18 protein-coding genes are annotated in these 16,801 nt (G+C 74.5%); 11 read left to right on the top strand and 7 right to left on the bottom strand.

Annotated features, from left to right (window positions below):
* Positions 1 to 22 precede the first annotated feature (22 nt).
* The 4 genes from dxs to PH189_RS13400 all read left to right on the top strand — a co-directional run bounded on the left by dxs (position 23) and on the right by PH189_RS13400 (position 4,431).
* A complete protein-coding gene (gene dxs / locus PH189_RS13385; RefSeq protein ID WP_274189283.1) occupies positions 23 to 2,014 on the top strand; it encodes a 1-deoxy-D-xylulose-5-phosphate synthase in 1,992 nt (663 codons plus the stop codon).
* Positions 2,015 to 2,081: 67 nt separating this feature from the next.
* On the top strand, positions 2,082 to 2,753 hold the full coding sequence (locus PH189_RS13390) for a response regulator transcription factor (protein WP_274189284.1): 672 nt from the start codon (positions 2,082 to 2,084) through the stop codon (positions 2,751 to 2,753).
* A 54-nt stretch (positions 2,754 to 2,807) separates the two neighbouring features.
* The gene (locus PH189_RS13395) at positions 2,808 to 3,956 is read left to right on the top strand and encodes a sensor histidine kinase (protein ID WP_274189285.1); all 1,149 of its coding nucleotides are present in this window, start codon (positions 2,808 to 2,810) and stop codon (positions 3,954 to 3,956) included.
* Positions 3,957 to 3,969: 13 nt separating this feature from the next.
* Positions 3,970 to 4,431 carry a group II truncated hemoglobin gene (locus PH189_RS13400; protein ID WP_274189286.1) on the top strand — a complete coding sequence of 154 codons (462 nt, stop codon included), beginning with the start codon at positions 3,970 to 3,972 and terminating at the stop codon, positions 4,429 to 4,431.
* Between the two features lies 1 nt (position 4,432).
* Here PH189_RS13400 and PH189_RS13405 read toward each other — a convergent pair whose 3' ends face one another.
* From PH189_RS13405 to PH189_RS13415, 3 genes are all read right to left on the bottom strand, one after another.
* Positions 4,433 to 5,755: an HRDC domain-containing protein gene (locus tag PH189_RS13405; RefSeq protein ID WP_378014961.1), complete on the bottom strand. Its 1,323-nt coding sequence runs from the start codon at positions 5,753 to 5,755 to the stop codon at positions 4,433 to 4,435.
* A 191-nt stretch (positions 5,756 to 5,946) separates the two neighbouring features.
* A complete protein-coding gene (locus tag PH189_RS13410; protein WP_378014962.1) occupies positions 5,947 to 6,663 on the bottom strand; it encodes a response regulator in 717 nt (238 codons plus the stop codon).
* 436 nt (positions 6,664 to 7,099) lie between these two features.
* On the bottom strand, positions 7,100 to 7,705 hold the full coding sequence (locus PH189_RS13415; protein ID WP_274189288.1) for a DUF3000 domain-containing protein: 606 nt from the start codon (positions 7,703 to 7,705) through the stop codon (positions 7,100 to 7,102).
* A gap of 197 nt (positions 7,706 to 7,902) precedes the next feature.
* On the opposite strand from PH189_RS13415, the gene hemE reads away from it, so the two are divergent.
* The 5 genes from hemE (at position 7,903) to PH189_RS13440 (ending at position 13,003) form a co-directional block, all read left to right on the top strand.
* A complete protein-coding gene (hemE, locus tag PH189_RS13420) occupies positions 7,903 to 9,006 on the top strand; it encodes a uroporphyrinogen decarboxylase (RefSeq protein ID WP_274189289.1) in 1,104 nt (367 codons plus the stop codon).
* On the top strand, positions 9,003 to 10,439 hold the full coding sequence (hemG, locus tag PH189_RS13425; protein WP_274189290.1) for a protoporphyrinogen oxidase: 1,437 nt from the start codon (positions 9,003 to 9,005) through the stop codon (positions 10,437 to 10,439). Before hemE ends, hemG begins: the two co-directional genes overlap by 4 nt.
* A gap of 23 nt (positions 10,440 to 10,462) precedes the next feature.
* The gene (locus PH189_RS13430) at positions 10,463 to 11,830 is read left to right on the top strand and encodes a DUF2252 domain-containing protein (protein ID WP_274189291.1); all 1,368 of its coding nucleotides are present in this window, start codon (positions 10,463 to 10,465) and stop codon (positions 11,828 to 11,830) included.
* A gap of 20 nt (positions 11,831 to 11,850) precedes the next feature.
* A complete protein-coding gene (hemQ, locus tag PH189_RS13435) occupies positions 11,851 to 12,543 on the top strand; it encodes a hydrogen peroxide-dependent heme synthase (RefSeq protein ID WP_274189292.1) in 693 nt (230 codons plus the stop codon).
* Positions 12,544 to 12,670: 127 nt separating this feature from the next.
* Complete coding sequence (locus tag PH189_RS13440) at positions 12,671 to 13,003, top strand: hypothetical protein (RefSeq protein ID WP_274189293.1); 333 nt, start codon at positions 12,671 to 12,673, stop codon at positions 13,001 to 13,003.
* Here the strand turns inward: PH189_RS13440 and PH189_RS13445 are convergent.
* The 4 genes from PH189_RS13445 to PH189_RS13460 all read right to left on the bottom strand — a co-directional run bounded on the left by PH189_RS13445 (position 12,993) and on the right by PH189_RS13460 (position 15,101).
* Positions 12,993 to 13,412 (bottom strand): PH domain-containing protein, encoded by a 420-nt coding sequence (locus tag PH189_RS13445; protein WP_274189294.1) that lies wholly within the window; start codon positions 13,410 to 13,412, stop codon positions 12,993 to 12,995. The two genes, PH189_RS13440 and PH189_RS13445, sit on opposite strands and share 11 nt — an antisense overlap.
* A gap of 158 nt (positions 13,413 to 13,570) precedes the next feature.
* Positions 13,571 to 14,305 carry a class I SAM-dependent methyltransferase gene (locus tag PH189_RS13450; protein ID WP_274189295.1) on the bottom strand — a complete coding sequence of 245 codons (735 nt, stop codon included), beginning with the start codon at positions 14,303 to 14,305 and terminating at the stop codon, positions 13,571 to 13,573.
* A gap of 36 nt (positions 14,306 to 14,341) precedes the next feature.
* Positions 14,342 to 14,776 (bottom strand): peptide-methionine (R)-S-oxide reductase MsrB, encoded by a 435-nt coding sequence (msrB, locus tag PH189_RS13455; protein WP_274189296.1) that lies wholly within the window; start codon positions 14,774 to 14,776, stop codon positions 14,342 to 14,344.
* A gap of 73 nt (positions 14,777 to 14,849) precedes the next feature.
* Positions 14,850 to 15,101 carry a hypothetical protein gene (locus PH189_RS13460; RefSeq protein WP_274189329.1) on the bottom strand — a complete coding sequence of 84 codons (252 nt, stop codon included), beginning with the start codon at positions 15,099 to 15,101 and terminating at the stop codon, positions 14,850 to 14,852.
* Positions 15,102 to 15,240: 139 nt separating this feature from the next.
* Here PH189_RS13460 and PH189_RS13465 point away from each other — a divergent pair, with 139 nt between their 5' ends.
* Entirely contained in the window at positions 15,241 to 15,711 is a 471-nt protein-coding gene (locus tag PH189_RS13465) for a MarR family winged helix-turn-helix transcriptional regulator (RefSeq protein ID WP_274189297.1), read from the top strand.
* Positions 15,712 to 15,729: 18 nt separating this feature from the next.
* Positions 15,730 to 16,761 (top strand): non-homologous end-joining DNA ligase, encoded by a 1,032-nt coding sequence (gene ligD, locus PH189_RS13470; protein WP_274189298.1) that lies wholly within the window; start codon positions 15,730 to 15,732, stop codon positions 16,759 to 16,761.
* The last annotated feature ends 40 nt before the right edge of the window (positions 16,762 to 16,801 follow it).

Consider the following 16,801-nt stretch of genomic DNA (forward strand, 5'->3'; position numbering starts at 1 on the left):
CCGGCGGAGCAGAGGTGACCCCGTGACGTTGATGGACCGTGTCCGCACCCCCGCGGACCTGCGCGGTCTCGACACGGACGAGGTCGTCGCCCTCGCCTCCGAGATCCGCGCGTTCCTCGTCGACCGGGTGTGCCGCACCGGCGGGCACCTCGGGCCGAACCTGGGTGTGGTGGAGCTGACGCTCGCCCTGCACCGGGTCTTCGACTCCCCGCGGGACGCGCTGATCTTCGACACGGGCCACCAGAGCTACGTCCACAAGATCCTCACGGGCCGCGCGGGCGACTTCGGCGGGCTCCGGCAGGTCGGCGGGCTCTCGGGCTACCCGAGCCGGACCGAGAGCGAGCACGACCTGGTGGAGAACTCCCACGCCTCCACCGCGCTGTCGTGGGCGGACGGCCTCGCGAAGGCCGACGCGCTCACCGGGCGCGACCGCTCGGTGGTGGCCGTCGTCGGGGACGGGGCCCTCACCGGCGGGATGTGCTGGGAGGCGCTGAACAACATCGCCGCGGCCCCCGACCGGCCCGTGGTGATCGTCGTCAACGACAACGGGCGTTCGTACTCGCCGACGATCGGCGGGCTGTCGCGCAAGCTGACGGCGCTGCGGTTGCTGCCGCGCTACGAGCAGGCCCTCGAGCACGGCAAGCGCGCCGTGCAGGGCCTGCCGCTGGTCGGGCCGACGCTGTACTCGGCGCTCCACGCCGCGAAGGCCGGGATGAAGGACGCCCTGAGCCCGCAGCCGCTGTTCGCCGACCTCGGCCTGAAGTACCTCGGCCCCGTCGACGGGCACGACGTCGAGGCCATGGAGCACGCCCTGCGGGTCGCCCGCGACTTCGGGGGCCCGGTCGTCGTGCACGCGGTGACCGCGAAGGGCCGGGGGTTCGCGCCCGCCGAGGCCGACGAGGCCGACCTCATGCACTCCCCGGGGCCGCTCGACCCCGAGACCGGGCTGCCGGTCGGGCCCAAGCCCCGCGACTGGACCGCCGTCTTCACCGAGTCGATGCTCGAGCTCGGGCGCGAGCGCTCCGACGTCGTCGCGATCACCGCGGCGATGCAGGGGCCCACCGGCCTGACGCCCTTCGGCGAGGCCTTCCCCGAGCGCCTGTTCGACGTCGGCATCGCCGAGCAGCACGCGATGACCTCGGCGGCCGGGCTCGCCGCGGGCGGCCTGCACCCCGTGGTCGCGATCTACTCGACGTTCCTCAACCGGGCGTTCGACCAGCTGCTCATGGACGTCGCGCTGCACGGCGCGCCCGTGACCGTCACGCTCGACCGCGCCGGGGTCACCGGCAGCGACGGCGCGAGCCACAACGGCATGTGGGACCTCTCGATCCTGGGGATCGTGCCCGGCCTGCGGGTCGCCGCGCCCCGGGACGCGGTGACCTTGCGCGAGGAGCTGCGCGAGGCCGTCGGCATCGACGACGGGCCGACCGCCCTGCGCTGGTCCAAGGGCGCGGTCCCCGCCGCGGTGCCCGCGGTGCGCACGCTCGGCCCGGCCGAGGGACCCGGGCGCGTCGACGTCCTCGCCGAGCCCGGCCGTCCGTCGCGCGCCGCGCCGCGGCCCACCGCGGTGGACCGCCTGCCCGACAGCGCCGTGCCCGACGTCCCGGACGTCCTGCTCGTGTGCGTCGGCGCGTTCGGCGAGCTCGGGGTGCAGGCGGCCGAGCGGCTGACCGCCCAGGGGATCGGCGTCACCGTCGTCGACCCGCGCTGGGTGCAGCCCGTGCCCGAGGCGCTCGTGACGCTGGCCGGCGAGCACCGGCTCGTGGTCACCGTCGAGGACGGCGGGCGCCACGGCGGCGTCGGCTCGGCGCTCGCCGACGCCCTCGCGTCGGCCGAGGTCGACGTCCCCGTGCGCCGGCTCGCCCTCGAGCAGGAGTTCCTCGCCCACGCCTCGCGCGGCCAGGTGCTCGCCGAGGCGGGTCTCACCGACGCCGACGTCGCCCGGCGCGTCACCGAGTGGGTCTCGGGGCGCGACACGACGCTCGTGCCGGACGCGGACACCGTCGCGCGCTGAGGGCGGCGTTCGTTTCTCAGCCTTCATTCTCAGCGGCTGCTCAGGAGACCTGTGGCACCGTGGAGATGTGCGAGTACTGATCGTGGAGGACGAGCAGGCCCTGGCCGACGCGCTGGCCCGTGGCCTGCGCCGCGAGGGGATGGCGGTCGACGTCGCGTACGACGGCGACGAGGGCAGCGAGAAGGTCGGCGTGACGCGCTACGACGTCGTCGTGCTCGACCGCGACCTGCCGGGACGCTCCGGTGACGAGCTGTGCGCCGAGATCGTCGGCGACGTCACGCGGGTCATCATGCTGACGGCGAGCGGCGCGCTGCGCGACAAGGTGGAGGGTCTCGCGCTCGGCGCGGACGACTACCTCGCCAAGCCGTTCGACTTCCCGGAGCTCGTGGCGCGTGTCCGTGCCCTCGGCCGGCGCGCCACCCCCGCAGTGCCGCCCGTGCTGCGCTCCGCGGACATCGTGCTCGACCCGGCGAAGCGCACCGTGACCCGCCGCGGCTCGGCGCTCGAGCTCACCCGCAAGGAGTTCGGGGTGCTCGAGGTGCTCATGGCCGCGGGTGGCGCGGTGGTCAGCTCCGAGGAGCTGCTCGAGCGGGTCTGGGACGAGAACGCCGACCCGTTCACCACCACGGTGCGGGTCACGGTGATGACCCTGCGCAAGAAGCTCGGCGAGCCGGGCATCATCGACACCGTCGTGGGCTCGGGCTACCGGGTTCCGGCGGGGTCGCCCGCGGTGGTCTAGGGCTGCTCGAGCCCTTCACGGGGCCGCCTCCGGGCGCCCCGTAGCGTCACGGCCGTGTCCGCCGCCTCGCCCGCCCTGCGCCGGGGACCCGGGCTCCGGGTCCGGCTGACGCTGGTCGCGACGGGCCTCGTCGCCGTCGTGGCCGTGGTGATGGTGTGGCTCGGCTGGATGCTCGTCGGCGAGGTCGCCGCGGGTGTTCCCCAGCTCCCGCCCGACACACCCGTCACCGTCGACGGCGTGCGCGTGCCGGCCGGGGAGCTCGCCGACGCGCTCGGGAAGTCCGCCCGCACCGAGGTGCTGCGCGTCGGGTCGATCGCGTTCGCGATGGTCGTGATCGCGGCGGCCCTGGTGTCCTGGGTCCTGGTCCGCCGGGTCCTGCGCCCGCTGCACGAGGTGACCGCCGCCGCGCGCAGGCTCTCGGCGGAGTCGCTCGACGCCCGCATCGGGCTGACCGGCCCCCGCGACGAGGTCGCCGAGCTGGCCGCCACCTTCGACGCCATGCTCGACCGCCTGCAGGCGGCGTTCGACGCGCAGCGCCGCTTCGTGGCCAACGCGAGCCACGAACTGCGCACCCCGCTCGCCGTGCTGCGCACCGAGGTCGACGTGACCCTCGCCGACCCCGGGGCCGACGTCGCCGAGCTGCGGCGCATGGCCGAGGTGATCCGCGAGGCCACCCGCCGCGCCGAGCACCTCGTCGCCGGCCTCCTGCTGCTCGCGCGTACCGAGGCCGCCGACGCCGTGCCCACCGAGCCCGTCGACCTCGCCGAGACCGTCCCCATCGCGCTCGACGCCGTGCGCGCGGAGGCCCGCGACCGGGGCCTGAAGATACGGACCGATCTCGCCTCCGCCCGGGTCGCCGGTGACGCCGCCCTGCTCGGGCGCATCACCGGCAACCTCGTCGAGAACGGGGTGCGCCACAACGTCGACGGTGGCTGGCTGACCCTGCGCACCGGGGTCGAGGACGGGCACGCGGTGCTGGCCGTGGCGTCGTCGGGACCCGTGGTCTCGCCGGAGACCGTCGCGGAGCTGTTCGAGCCCTTCCGTCGTGGCGCCGGCCGCACCGGCACCGGCACCGGTCTCGGCCTGTCGATCGTGCGCGCCGTGGCCCACGCGCACGGGGGACGCGCGTCCGCCGAGCCCGTCGAGGGGGGCGGGCTCGCGGTGACCGTGACGCTGCCGCTGGATTCCCGACGGAGCGACTGATTACGGTGTTGCAGTGACACCGACGCTGTACGAGTGGGCCGGCGGGACCGAGGCGTTCCGCCGTCTCATCGACGCGTTCTACGACCGGGTCGAGCGCGACGACCTCCTGAGCCCGCTCTTCCCGGGCGGGGTCACCGAGGAGCACCGGGCGCACGTGACCCGCTGGTGGGCCGAGGTGTTCGGCGGCCCGGCGGACTACACGGCGTCGCTCGGCGGGTACGAGCGGATGCTCGCCCACCACCGGGACCTCAACATCACCCCCGACCAGCGTCGGCGGTTCGCCGAGACCATGAGCCGGGCCGCCGACGACGCCGGCCTGCCCGACGATCCCGAGTTCCGCGCCGCCTTCGTCGGCTACGTCGAGTGGGGCACCCGGCTCGCGCTGGCCAACTCGCAGACCGGCGCCGAGGTCGTCGAGCAGGCGCCCGTCCCGCAGTGGGGATGGGGCGTGGCGCCGCCGTACCAGCCCTCCTGATCTAGGACGGCTGGTCACCCGGGGTCTGCTCGGGCGCGGGCCGGGCCGTCAGCGCCTCGGCGAGCAGGGGAGCGGCGAGCTCCGCCTGCCAGGGCCGGGCGCCGAGGTCCGCGAGGGCCGCGGCCACCGCCTCGGTGTCGGCGGGCTCGGGGGGCGACCAGCACAGACGGCGCACGAGGTCCGGCGTCACGAGGTTCTCCACCGGGGTGCCGGTGCGCTCCGACAGCCCGGCGAGGGCGGCCCGCGCGGCGGCGAGACGTGCGGCGGCGGCCGGGTCCTTGTCGCTCCAGCGGTGCGCGGGCGGCGGGCCGTCGGGTTGCGCGGCGGCGGCGGGCCACTGCGTGCGGTCCAGCGCGCGGGCGCGGGCGATCGCCGACCACCAGCGATCGCCGAGCCGGCGTTGCGCGCGCCCGCGGAACACCGGCATCGCGACGAGCTCCTCGCGCCCCGCGGGCTCGCGCAGGGCGGCGTCGACGATCGCGGCGTCCGGCAGCAGACGGCCGGGGGCGACGTCGCGGACGGCCGCGAGCTCGTCGCGGGACTCCCAGAGCTCGCGGACGACGGCGAGCTGCGCGGGCCGGCGCACCTTGTGCATCCCCGAGGTGCGACGCCACGGCTCGGCACGCGGTGGCGGGGGAGGGGCGAGGCGCACGGCCTCGAACTCCTGCTCGGCCCAGGCGGTCTTCTCCTGGCGCTCGAGGTCGGCGGCCACCGCGTCGCGGAGCTCGATCAGCAGCTCGACGTCGAGGGCGGCGTAGGTCAGCCAGTCGTCGGGCAGCGGGCGGCGCGACCAGTCGGCGGCGCCGTGGCCCTTCTGCAGCCGCACACCCAGCAGGTGCTCGGTGAGTGGGCCGAGCCCGACGCGGGGATAGCCCACGAGGCGCCCGGCGAGCTCGGTGTCGAAGAGGGAGTCGGGGCGCATGCCGACCTCGGCCAGGCACGCGAGGTCCTGGGAGGCGGCGTGCAGCACCCACTCGACGCCGCGCAGGGCGTCGCCGAGCACGGAGAGGTCGCCGCCGCACGCGATGGGGTCGACGAGAAAGGAGCCGGCGCCCTCGCGGCGCAGCTGCACCAGGTAGGCGCGGGCCGAGTAGCGGTAGCCCGAGGCCCGCTCGGCGTCCACCGCGACGGGACCGCTGCCGTCGGCCAGACGAGCGGCGACGTCCGAGAGCGCCGCGGCGTCCTCGACGAGCGGGGGTACGCCCTCGGCCGGTTCGAGCAGGTCGACGGCTGCGTCCTCGGCGGGCTCGGGCCGGTCCCCGGTCTGCGTCCCTGCCCGATCCGGAGCCCCGGCCTGGTCGCTCTGCGAAGTGTTGGCCGTCACGGACGGTGGAGTCTGCCCGCTCGCGGCGTCCGGCGCAGGGACAGGAGTGGATCTCGACGGTGTGTCGGGTCCCCTCGGGGCCCCCGGAGCGCGGCCACGGACCCCACCGGCGTTCCCGGCGGGGTCCGTGGACCGGCTGGCCGGGGTCGGCCGCTCCGGGGAGGAGCGGGCCGACCCCCGTGCCCTCGCGCTCAGCGGATGACGCCGGCCCGCATGGCCAGCGCGACCATCTGTGCCCGGTCGCCCGTCCCGAGCTTGCGCCCGATGCGGGAGAGGTGGCTCTTGACCGTCAGCGCCGAGAGGCTCAGCGCGTCGCCGATCTCCTTGTTGGACCGCCCGTCGGCGACCAGCTGGAGCACCTCGACCTCACGGGCCGACAGCTCCCGCGGGGTGTTGTCCGTGGCCGGCACCCGGGTGCCCGCCGCGAGCAGCGGGGCGACCGAGGGGTCGGCGTAGAGGCCGCCCTCGAGCACACGCCGCACGCCATCGGTGACGACGCCGGGAGACGCCGACTTGAGCAGGTAGGCCTGGGCGCCGGCCTGGAAGGCCGCACGCACCGCCGACGGGTCGTCGGAGGCCGCAAGCACCACGACACGGTTCCAGCCCTGCGCGCGGAGCTCGGCGATCAGGTCCAGGCCACTGCCGTCCGGCAGACCGAGATCCAGGATCGCGAGATCGCACGGCCCGCTGGCCAGCGCTCGGGTGCGGGCCTCGGAGATCGAGGCCGCCTCGTGGACGGTGCCCGCGCCCATCGAGGAGAGCCGCTGCGCGATCGCCTCGCGCAGCAACGGGTGGTCGTCGACCACCAGGACAGAGAACATCTCTTCCCGCGGATGCGGGACCATGGCCGGCGGCAACAAGCCGCTTGCGACGCCGCGAAGGGCCATGCCTGGGCCCACGGTTGCCACGTCGAGTACCTCCTAGAAGTCGGTCTTGCCCCCCGACATTCCGCACCGGGCCCTCGAACCATCGACCGCGCCGCCGATCGGACGAGGAAGTGCGTGCGAGAGAAGATATCCCCCCGGGCGAGTTAACGAGAGCATCAGGGCCAACTTCGCTCGGTGGAGTTTCGTGCGTTACGGGGCTGCGGTCACCCTTTGGAGTGGACAGACGACGCGGAATCGTCTCTCGGTGACACTGCGTGTAACTGACGCTACAGAGAGTGCTGTGTAGCGCCGACCGGCACAGCCTGGCTGCAACCAACGACCCAACGTGGACGCGTGACGGGTGGAGCCGGGTCGGGCTGATCGGACGCCTCCCTGTGCATCCCATCGCAAAGGCGCGATGACCTGCAAGGGGTTGCTGAAATTGCGGGAGCGATACCGGTAGTACCGGAAAAAATGTTCAGCCGGATCGTCCGGCGCGACGCGCACCGAGTGTCGTCACGCCCTCCGGCGGAAGTCCCGCGGCGATGGCGAGGACACCCGCGAACGCATGGCCGTGCGCCGTGAGGACGTCCTCGGTGGGCGTCCAGGAGGCCCGCAGCTCGAGGTCGGTGGCGTGACTCGGGCCACTGATGTCGCCGAAGCGCACCGAGGCCGTCTGGGTCACCGTGCCGCCGAGCGCGGTCCAGGCCGCCCCGGAGTCCTCGAGGGCGCCCGTGAGCCAGGACCACGCCACCTCGGGCAGCAACGGGTCGCCCGCGTGCTCGGGGTCGAGCTCGGCGCGCACGAAGGTCACCACGCGCAGCGTGCCGTCCCAGGCGTCCTGGCCCTCGGGGTCGTGCAGCAGCACGAGACGCCCCGTGACGACGACCTCGGCGTCGTCCACCTCGCTCGCGGCCGGGGCGGGCGGGCCCGCGAGGACCTCGGCGCTCCAGGCCGCCGAGTACGGCGCCAGGCGCTGCGGGGGGCGCATCGTCCGCAGCTCGATCTCGGGACGTGTCCGGAGATCGGCGAGGGACTCCACCGCGCGCCGGAACGTCTCGGGGTGGGTGGTGGGCGCCGTCACCTCGACGACAGTAGGCCGAACGGGTTCTTTCCGGCACCTCCCACGCCGAGAGGTCCCGGGCGTCCCTCGTCCACCACCCGACCCGCGCGTCCCACCCGGCGGGCAGCGAGGGCGTCCTCCAGCTCCTCCTGCGCAGTCCGGGCGTCCCTCGCTCCCGGCGGCGGAGGACACCGCGGGCGTGGGACGATGAGGGCACCATGGGCACGGCAGGGAGCACGACCGGGACGGGCACGGCGAGCACGGCGGTCACCTCGGGGCGACGCCATCTGCCCGAGGCGCCGTTCCTCGTGGCGGCGAACCGCGGGCGCCCCTCGCGCCGCCCCGTGTGGTTCATGCGCCAGGCGGGCCGCTCGCTGCCCGAGTACCGCGAGCTCCGCAAGGGCACCGGCATGCTCGAGGCCTGCCTGACCCCCGACCTCGCCTGCGAGATCACGCTGCAGCCCGTCCGCCGCTACGGCGTCGACGCCGCGATCCTGTTCTCCGACATCGTCGTGCCGCTCAAGGCCGCTGGGGTCGGGGTGGACATCGTCGCGGGCACCGGGCCCGTCGTGGAGCAGCCGGTGCGCACGGCGGCCGACGTCGCCGCCCTGCCGGCGCTGGACGCCGAGGGCGTCGCGCCGGTGGCCGACGCGGTGCGGCTCCTCGTCCGGGAGCTCGGCGACACCCCGCTCATCGGCTTCGCCGGCGCGCCCTTCACCCTCGCGTCCTACCTCGTCGAGGGCGGCCCGAGCCGCAACCACGAGCGCACCAAGGCGCTGATGCACGCCGAGCCGGACACCTGGCACGCGCTGTGCTCCACCCTCGCCGACACGACGCTGACGTTCCTGCGCGCCCAGGTCGACGCCGGCGTCGACGCCGTGCAGCTCTTCGACTCCTGGGCCGGCGCGCTCTCGGAGCGCGACTACCGCGAGCTGGTGCTCCCGCACTCCACCCGCGTGCTGCAGGGGCTGGCCGACACCGACCTGCCGCGCATCCACTTCGGGGTCGGCACCGGCGAGCTGCTGGGGGCGATGGGCGAGGCGGGCGCGGACGTCGTCGGGGTCGACTGGCGGCTGCCGCTCGACGTCGCCGCCGCCCGCGTGGGGCCGGGCCGGGCCCTGCAGGGCAACCTCGACCCGGCGCTGCTGTTCGCCGGCCAGGACGTCGTCGACCGCGAGGTCCGCCGGATCCTCGCCGAGGGCGCCACCGCCGAGGGTCACGTGTTCAACCTCGGCCACGGGGTGCTCCCCGAGACCGATCCGGACGTGCTCGCCCGGGTCGTCGATCTGGTGCACGAGACACCCGTGCCAGCCGGTCCGTGAGCCGCGTCCTCGTCGTCGGCGGCGGGGTCTCGGGCCTGGCCGCGGCGCACCGCCTGCGCACCCTCCTGGGCGCCGACGCCGAGATCGTCGTCGTCGAGGCCGCGCGGTCGCTGGGCGGCAAGCTCTCGGCGCTGGAGATCGGCGGCCGTCGCGTCGACGCGGGCGCCGAGGCCTTCCTGGCGCGGCGTCCCGAGGCGGCGGCGCGGATCGCCGAGCTCGGCCTCGACGACCAGCTCGTGCACCCGGGGTCCGCGACCTCCGCGCTGCGCGTCGGCGGCCGCACCGTCGGGCTCCCGCCGCGCACGGTCATGGGCGTGCCCGGCGACCCGGACGTCGCGGCGGGGGCGCTGTCGCCCGACGGGCTCGCCGCGCTGCGCGCCGACCGTCCCGGCGCGTGGGAGCCGGGCGGCGACGTCACCGTCGGCGAGCTGGTGCGGGCCCGGCTCGGGGACGAGGTGGCGGACCGTCTCGTCGACCCGCTGCTCGGCGGCGTCTACGCCGGGCGCGCCGACGCGCTCGGGGTGCGCGCGACCGTGCCGGCGCTGGCCGCCGCGCTCGACGCCGACCCCCGCTCGCTGCTCGCCGCGGCGCGCTCCTGCCTGCCCGCGCCACCGATCGAGGGCGCGCCACCCCTCCCGGTGTTCGGCACCCTCCGCGGCGGCCTCGCCGACCTGCCCGCCACCCTCGCCCTCGCCGCCCGCGCCGAGCTCCGCCTGGGGCGCACGGTCACGGCGCTGGCCCGGACCGCCACGGGCTGGCGCGCCGAGCTCGGCGAGGACGGGCCCCCGGTCGAGGCCGATGCCGTGGTGCTCGCCGTCCCGGCCCCGGCCGTGCGCCGCCTGCTCGCCGACCACGCCCCGGCCGCCGCCCGGGCGGCCGGCGAGATCGAGGTCGGGTCGTCGGCGCTCGTGCTGCTCGCCCTGCCCGCGGCGGCCGCGGCCCCGCTCGCCGGACGCTCCGGGGTCCTCGTCGGGGCGGGGGAGCGGCGGCCCGACGGCCTGCTCTGGACGATCAAGGCGGCCACCTTCAGCGCGCAGAAGTGGCCTCATCTGGCACCCGGGGAGGACCCCGACGACACCTCCGTGCTGCGCCTGTCGATCGGCCGCCACGGCGATTCGGCCTCGGTGGCCGCCCTGCGCCGCGACGACGACGACCTGGTGAGCGTCGCCCGCAGCGACCTCGGCGCGCTCACCGGTATCGAGGAGGTGCCGGTCGAGACCGCGGTCGTGCGCTGGCCGGGCGGCCTGCCCCAGTACGGCGTCGGGCACGTCGAGCGGGTCGCGACGCTCGAGGACGGCGTCGCCGCGCTACCGGGGCTCGCGATCGCCGGCGCGGCCCTGCACGGCGTCGGCGTGCCGGCCTGCCTCGCCACCGCGGACGCCGCCGCCCGGCGCATCGCCGCCCACCTGGCCGCCTCGGTCGCCCGCGAGTAGGTCGCCCGGGCCACACTGCGCCCATGGACGATCTCGTCGGTGCCCTCGGGGCCCGGGATGACGGCACCCTGGACGACGAGGAGCGGACGACGTTCATCGTCGACACGCTCGCGGAGGCGTTCTCCGACCTCATGGCGGCTTCGCCGGCGGCCTTCCGCAACAAGTTCCGCAAGATGGCGGCCGAGCCGTTCGCCTTCTACCGGGGCAGCGCCTGCCTGTACTACGCCGACGTCGCCCGGCTCGACGACCGGTGGGTCGACGAGCGCACCCGGCGCGTCTGGATCCAGGGCGATCTGCACGCCGAGAACTTCGGCACCTACCTCGACGGCGACGGCGTGCTCGTGTTCGACGTCAACGACTTCGACGAGGCCTACGTCGCGCCCTGGACCTGGGACCTGCGCCGGCTCGTGGCCAGCGTCGCGCTCCTGGGCTGGTCCAAGGCGTTCTCCGACGCCGACATCGACGCGCTGAACACGGCCTACCTGCGGGCCTACCTGGAGGCGGTGCGCTCCTTCTCCGGCGGCTCGGGGGAGCGCGAGTTCGCCCTCACGCGCCGCACCACCGACGGCCCGATCCGCGCGGCGCTGCAGCAGGCGCGGGAGAGCAGCCGTCGCGGCCTGCTGGACGCGATCACCGAGATCGAGGGCGAGGACCGGATCTTCCGCGACGGCCCGGGCGTGCGGCGGCTCGACGACGCCGAGCGCGACGAGGTCCTCGCCGCCTACGCCGACTACCTGGAGACCATCCCGCCCGCCAAGAGGTGGGCGGACTCGGCCTACGTCGTCCACGACGTCGTCGGCCGCAGCGGCTTCGGGATCGGCAGCGCCGGTCTCCCGGCCTACAACATCCTGATCGAGGGGCCGAACGAAGCCCTGGACTACGACGTCGTGCTGTCGATGAAGCAGGCGGTGCGGGCGGCCCCGAGCCGGGTGGTGGACGACGGCGAGGTCGCGTCCTGGTTCCTGCACCACGGCCACCGGACCGCGCTGTCGCGCCGGGCCCTGCAGGCTCACGCCGACCGCCTGCTCGGCTGGACCGAGCTGGACGGGGTCGGCTACGTCGTCGCTGAGCTCTCGCCCTACGAGGACGACCTCGACTGGGACGACCTCACCGAGCCCCGCGAGCTGCGCGACGTCCTTCACCACCTCGGCCGCGCCACCGCGCGGGCGCACTGCGTGTCGGACACCGACGCCGAGCAGGGGCTCGTGGAGGGCCAGGTCGAGGACGCGATCCTCGCCGTGGTGGACGGGGAGGAGGACGCGTTCGTTGCCGACCTCGTCGACTTCGGCCGCGCGTACGCCGCCGTGGTGCGCGAGGACCACCGCCGCTTCGTCGAGGCGTTCCGCGCCGACCGTGTGCCCGGCGTCTCCAGCGCGGAGGAGTCGCTCTAGGGGGTGGCACGATGGAGGGCGTGGCACGGCTGAACTACGACGAGCTGAACTCGACCGTGCGGTACGCCATGTGGTCGGTGTTCCGCACCGACCCGGCGCGCCTGCCCGAGGACCGCGCGGCCCTCGGCGAGGAGCTCGCGGGCGTGCTCGAGCAGCAGGAGGGCAAGGGCGTCGCCGTGCGCGGCGTCTACGACCTCGCGGGCATGCGCGCGGACGCCGACTGGATGGTCTGGACGCACGCGCCCGAGATCGAGTCGCTGCAGGCCGCCTACTCCGCGCTGCGGCGCACCGCGCTGGGCCGCGCGTCGACCCCGGTCTGGTCGTCGACGGCGCTGCACCGCCCGGCGGAGTTCAACAAGAGCCACCTCCCGGCGTTCATCGCGGGGGAGGAGCCCAAGGGCTACCTCTGCCTCTACCCGTTCGTCCGCTCGCTGGACTGGTACCTGCTCCCCGACGAGGAGCGTCGCCAGATGCTCGCCGACCACGGCAAGGCCGCCCGCGGCTACGCCGACGTCCGCGCGAACACCGTGCCCGCGTTCGCCCTCGGCGACTACGAGTGGATCCTCGCGTTCGAGTCCGACCAGCTCGACCGCATCGTCGACCTCATGCGCGACCTGCGGGCCACCGAGGCCCGGCGTCACGTGCGCGAGGAGGTCCCGTTCTTCACCGGTCCGCGGGTCTCCCCGGAGCAGTTGGTGACGTCCCTTCCCTGAGCGTCCCTTCCCTGAGCGTCGGGTCCTGATCGTCGGGTCCTGATCGGGACGGCCGTCCGACTCGTCGGGAATGCCGCACGGCGATCACAATCTGTCCTCACGCTCCGCGACGTGACATATTCTGCACGTGGCGACGGTGGGCTTCCTCCATGTGGCGGCCGCACACGTCCACGCCGCACGCCGGCTCCTCGCCGAGCACGCGCCCGGTGTCGTCGACGTCCACCTCGTCGACCGCCACCTGCTCGATCCGACGATCGACCCGTGCAAGCGCATCGCCGCCCGCGTCGGCGAGCTCGTCGGGCGCGACGTGGACGCCGTCGTGTGCACCTGGCCGGCCCTGCTCGGTGACGTCGCCCGCGCGGCACGTGATCGCGGCATCGCCGCCATCGGCGTCGAGGAGTTCGCGGGGGTGACCGGCGGGGCCGGCATCCCGGGCGGGATGCCCGCCCTCAGTCGATGAGGTGCCAGGTGATCAGGTCGTGGATCTCCGCGGCCTGCTGCTCGCCCCGGCAGGTCACCTCGTAGAAGGTCCGGCCGATCTGGATCGCGACCGTCCGCGAGAAGATGTTCTCGTCCTCGTTCGACACGTACGCGACCGTCGTGATGCGGCTGTACGGCGCCGTGATGAGCGCCGCGCGGCCACCGGGGAACGCGGTGTCGAGCAGGATGACGCGGCGGTTGGTGATCCCGCACAGCGCGATGCCGGCGCTCTCACTGGCGTAGACGCCGTCGATGTGCTCCTCGGGCATCAGGCTGTCGCGGATGACGTCGTACTGGACCGTCTCGTCGAAGCGTGGCAACCGCGCCGAGAGGGGGTGCGGCCGGCGCGGGTGGTCGGGCGAGGAGCCCGGACGAACGGGGCGGGTCATCGACGGCAATGGTCCTCTCCTGGACGCGGAGGCGGTGGGCCGTCTCCCGACGCTAATCGTCGGGAGCGCGCACACCGCTGCGCGGGTGGTGTCAGCCACCGGCGCGGAGGCGGATTGCCTCGTTCCGGGGGCGTCGCCTGGTCCGGTCGGACCAGCCGTCAGCGGTACTCCAGCAGGAGGTGCTGTCCCCACCGTGCCATCGACAGCGGCCGAACGGCGTCCTGGTGCTCGTCCACCCACTCCCACACCGCCCGCAGCTCGGCGTCGTGGTCGAACAGGTCGTCGAAGTAGACCAGCGTGCCGGGGCGCAGGTGCGCCTCCAGCCAGTCGAGCACCTCACGGCTGCTCGAGTACAGGTCGCAGTCGACGTTGACCACCAGCTCGTCGTGCGGGGGCAGCTCGCGGCCCGGGAGGGTCTCGGAGAACCAGCCCGCCACGACCTCGACCCGCGGGTCGGCGATCTCGGGCACGCGTCCGGTGGCGAAGCTGCCGGCGGGGGCGTCGGCGTGCCAGTCGTGGGGGAGACCGTCGAAGCTGTCGAACCCGACGAAGCGGGCACCGGGCGCGTCGACGTGCTCGCTCCACCACTGCAGGGTGCGGCCCTCGTGGACGCCGAACTCCAGATAGAGCGGCCGCGGGGAGCGCAGACGCCCGACGATCTCGGTGAACACGTCGAACCGGTCTCCGCGGTTGGGGACGTCGACCTCGAGCTCCCGCATCCAGCTGCCCTGCTCGAGGGCGCCGAGCGCGGTCCGCAGGCCGGCGAGGTGCCGCGGGGTGAGCCGGCGGCCGGCGGTGACGAGCAGCCGGCGGGGCTGGATCGGGGCCAGGTGGCGGGCGAGGGCCCGGAGCACCCGGCGGGGGCGGTCACGCGTGGTCAGAGCAACGGACATCGGGAGACGACCGTAACGTGCCCCGACCCGACCGGGTCAGGCCGTCGACTCCAGGGGCTCGAGGCGCAGGCTCACCGAGTTCATGCAGTAGCGCTGGTCGGTGGGGGTGCCGTAGCCCTCGCCGCTGAACACGTGGCCCAGGTGCGAGTGGCAGGTCGCGCACAGGACCTCGACGCGGGTCATGCCCATCGCGCGGTCCTCGCGCAGGATGACGTTGTCGTCCGCCGAGGGGGCGTAGAACGACGGCCACCCGCAGTGGGAGGCGAACTTGGTCTCGGAGCGGAAGAGCTCGGCCCCGCAGGCCCGGCACGAGTAGACGCCCTCGGTGAAGACCTCGTCGTACTCGCCGGTGAAGGGCCGCTCGGTGCCGGCCTGGCGCAGCACCGCGTACTCCTCCGGGCTGAGCTGCTCGCGCCACTCGGCGTCCGACTTGCTGACCTTGGGCGTGCCGATCGATGCGTCACTGCTCATGCGTCCAGGCTAAGCGCTCGCGGCGGGGCGTGCCGCGGAGTCAGGAGAGCGTCGGGAGAGCGTCGGGAGAGCGTCAGGAGTACGTGCTGAGGACGACCTCGAGCGCCTCGAAGATGACGTACCCGGTGCCCAGCAGGACCAGGGTGACGAGGACCACCGCGGCCAATCGGCGGGCGCCGTCCGCGCGGTTGGCCGACTCGGCGAAGTCGCGAACCCCGGCCAGCTGGCCCTCGACGGTGAAGGTCGACGGGCTGGCCTTCTCCATGCGGTCGAGGTGCGCGGCGAAGGCGCGCGCCTCGGGATCGTCGGGGTCCAGTCCGATCAGATCGTCGGCGAACCGGCCGGGCGGCCCGGCCGTCTCGCCGGCGCCGCGACCCCGGAAACGATCCCCGGAGGGACCTTCGGACAGGCTCACCTGGCTACGGTACCCCCCGACCCGGCCGATCAGGCCTACCCTGTCAGGCATGACCACGGACACCTCGGCGTGCACGACGCTCGACGCGCAGCTCTGCTTCGCGTTGCACGACGCCTCGCGTGCGATCTCGGCGTCCTACCGTAAGGGCCTCGCACCACTCGGCCTGACCTACAGCCAGTACGTCGTGCTGCTGGTGCTCTGGGAGCACGGGCCGGTGACGATGGGGACGCTCTGCCGCGAGCTGCACCTCGACAGTGGCACGCTCTCACCGCTGCTGCAGCGCCTCGAGGAGCGCGGGCGCGTCGTGCGCCGCCGCCGCCCCGAGGACGAGCGCACCGTGGAGGTGTCCTGCACCCCCGACGGCCAGGCCCTCCGCGAGCCGGTGATGGCCGTCCAGCGGCGCGTGCAGGCCGAGACCGGGCTCCCGATCGAGGACCTCGTCCGGCTGCGCGGGGAGCTGCAGGCCCTGGCCGACCGGCTGCGTACCGCCGACGAGAGCGGCGTGACCGGCGGGGAGTAGTCCCCTAACCTTCCGCGGGTGGCGAAGTCCCCGGCGGAGGAGATCGACGTCGACGGCCTCGCCGTGCGCGTCAGCAATCCCGACAAGATCTATTTCCCGGACCGGGGCATCACCAAGCGCCAGGTCGTGGAGCACTACGTCGCGGTCCGCGAGCCCCTGCTCGCCGTGCTCTACGAGCGGCCGACCCACCTGAAGCGCTTCGTCGACGGCGTCACCGGCGAGTTCTTCTACCAGAAGCGCGTGCCCAAGGGCGCCCCGGCGTGGCTCGAGACGGTGGAGGTGCGCTTCCCCAGCGGGCGTCCCGCCGAGGAGATCTGCCCGACGGTCACCGCCGCGCCCGTGTGGGCGGCCAACCTCGGCACCTTCGACTTCCACCCCTGGCCCGTGCGCCGCGGCCGGGTCGACGAGCCCGACGAGCTGCGCATCGACCTCGACCCCCAGCCCGGCACCGACTTCGCCGACGCGGTGCGCGTGGCCGGGGTGCTGCGCGAGGTGCTCGACGACGCCGGCCTGCGGGGCCACCCGAAGACCTCGGGCGGGCGCGGCATCCACGTGATGGTGCCGGTGCGCCCCGAGTGGGACTTCGTCGGCGTCCGGCGCGCCGTGATCGCCCTGGCCCGCGAGGTGTGCCGGCGCATCCCCACCGAGGCCACCGTGGACTGGTGGAAGGAGGAGCGCGGCGAGCGCGTCTTCCTCGACTACAACCAGGCCGCCCGCGACCGCACGATCGCCTCGGCCTGGTCGGTGCGCGGCACCCCCCGGGCGACGGTGTCGATGCCGCTGCGCTGGGACGACCTCGCCGACGTCGACCCCGACGACTTCGACGTCCTCACCGCCGCCGGCGTGCTCGCCGAGCGCGGCGACGCCCACGCCGGGATGCACGACGACCCGCGGGGCCTGGAAACCGTGCTCGAGTGGGTCGAGCGCGACCAGCGCGACCAGGACCTGGGTGACCTGCCGTACCCACCGGAGTACCCCAAGATGCCGGGCGAGCCGAAGCGGGTGCAGCCCAGCAAGTCGCGCGCCGACACGACCGGCAAGACGGTCTGACGGGGTGGTCCGACGGGTCGCTCCGGGCCGCCGGTACCGT

Source organism: Actinomycetospora chibensis, assembly GCF_028737215.1.
Taxonomy (GTDB): Bacteria; Actinomycetota; Actinomycetes; order Mycobacteriales; family Pseudonocardiaceae; genus Actinomycetospora; species Actinomycetospora chibensis.

Excerpts from the sequence above, each read along its gene's own strand:
- hemE (WP_274189289.1), top strand. The coding sequence starts at position 7,903 with ATGGGCACGGCAGGGAGCACGACCGGGACGGGCACGGCGAGCACGGCG.
- PH189_RS13430 (WP_274189291.1), top strand. The coding sequence starts at position 10,463 with ATGGACGATCTCGTCGGTGCCCTCGGGGCCCGGGATGACGGCACCCTG.
- PH189_RS13445 (WP_274189294.1), bottom strand. The coding sequence starts at position 13,412 with ATGACCCGCCCCGTTCGTCCGGGCTCCTCGCCCGACCACCCGCGCCGG.
- PH189_RS13450 (WP_274189295.1), bottom strand. The coding sequence starts at position 14,305 with ATGTCCGTTGCTCTGACCACGCGTGACCGCCCCCGCCGGGTGCTCCGG.
- msrB (WP_274189296.1), bottom strand. The coding sequence starts at position 14,776 with ATGAGCAGTGACGCATCGATCGGCACGCCCAAGGTCAGCAAGTCGGAC.
- PH189_RS13465 (WP_274189297.1), top strand. The coding sequence starts at position 15,241 with ATGACCACGGACACCTCGGCGTGCACGACGCTCGACGCGCAGCTCTGC.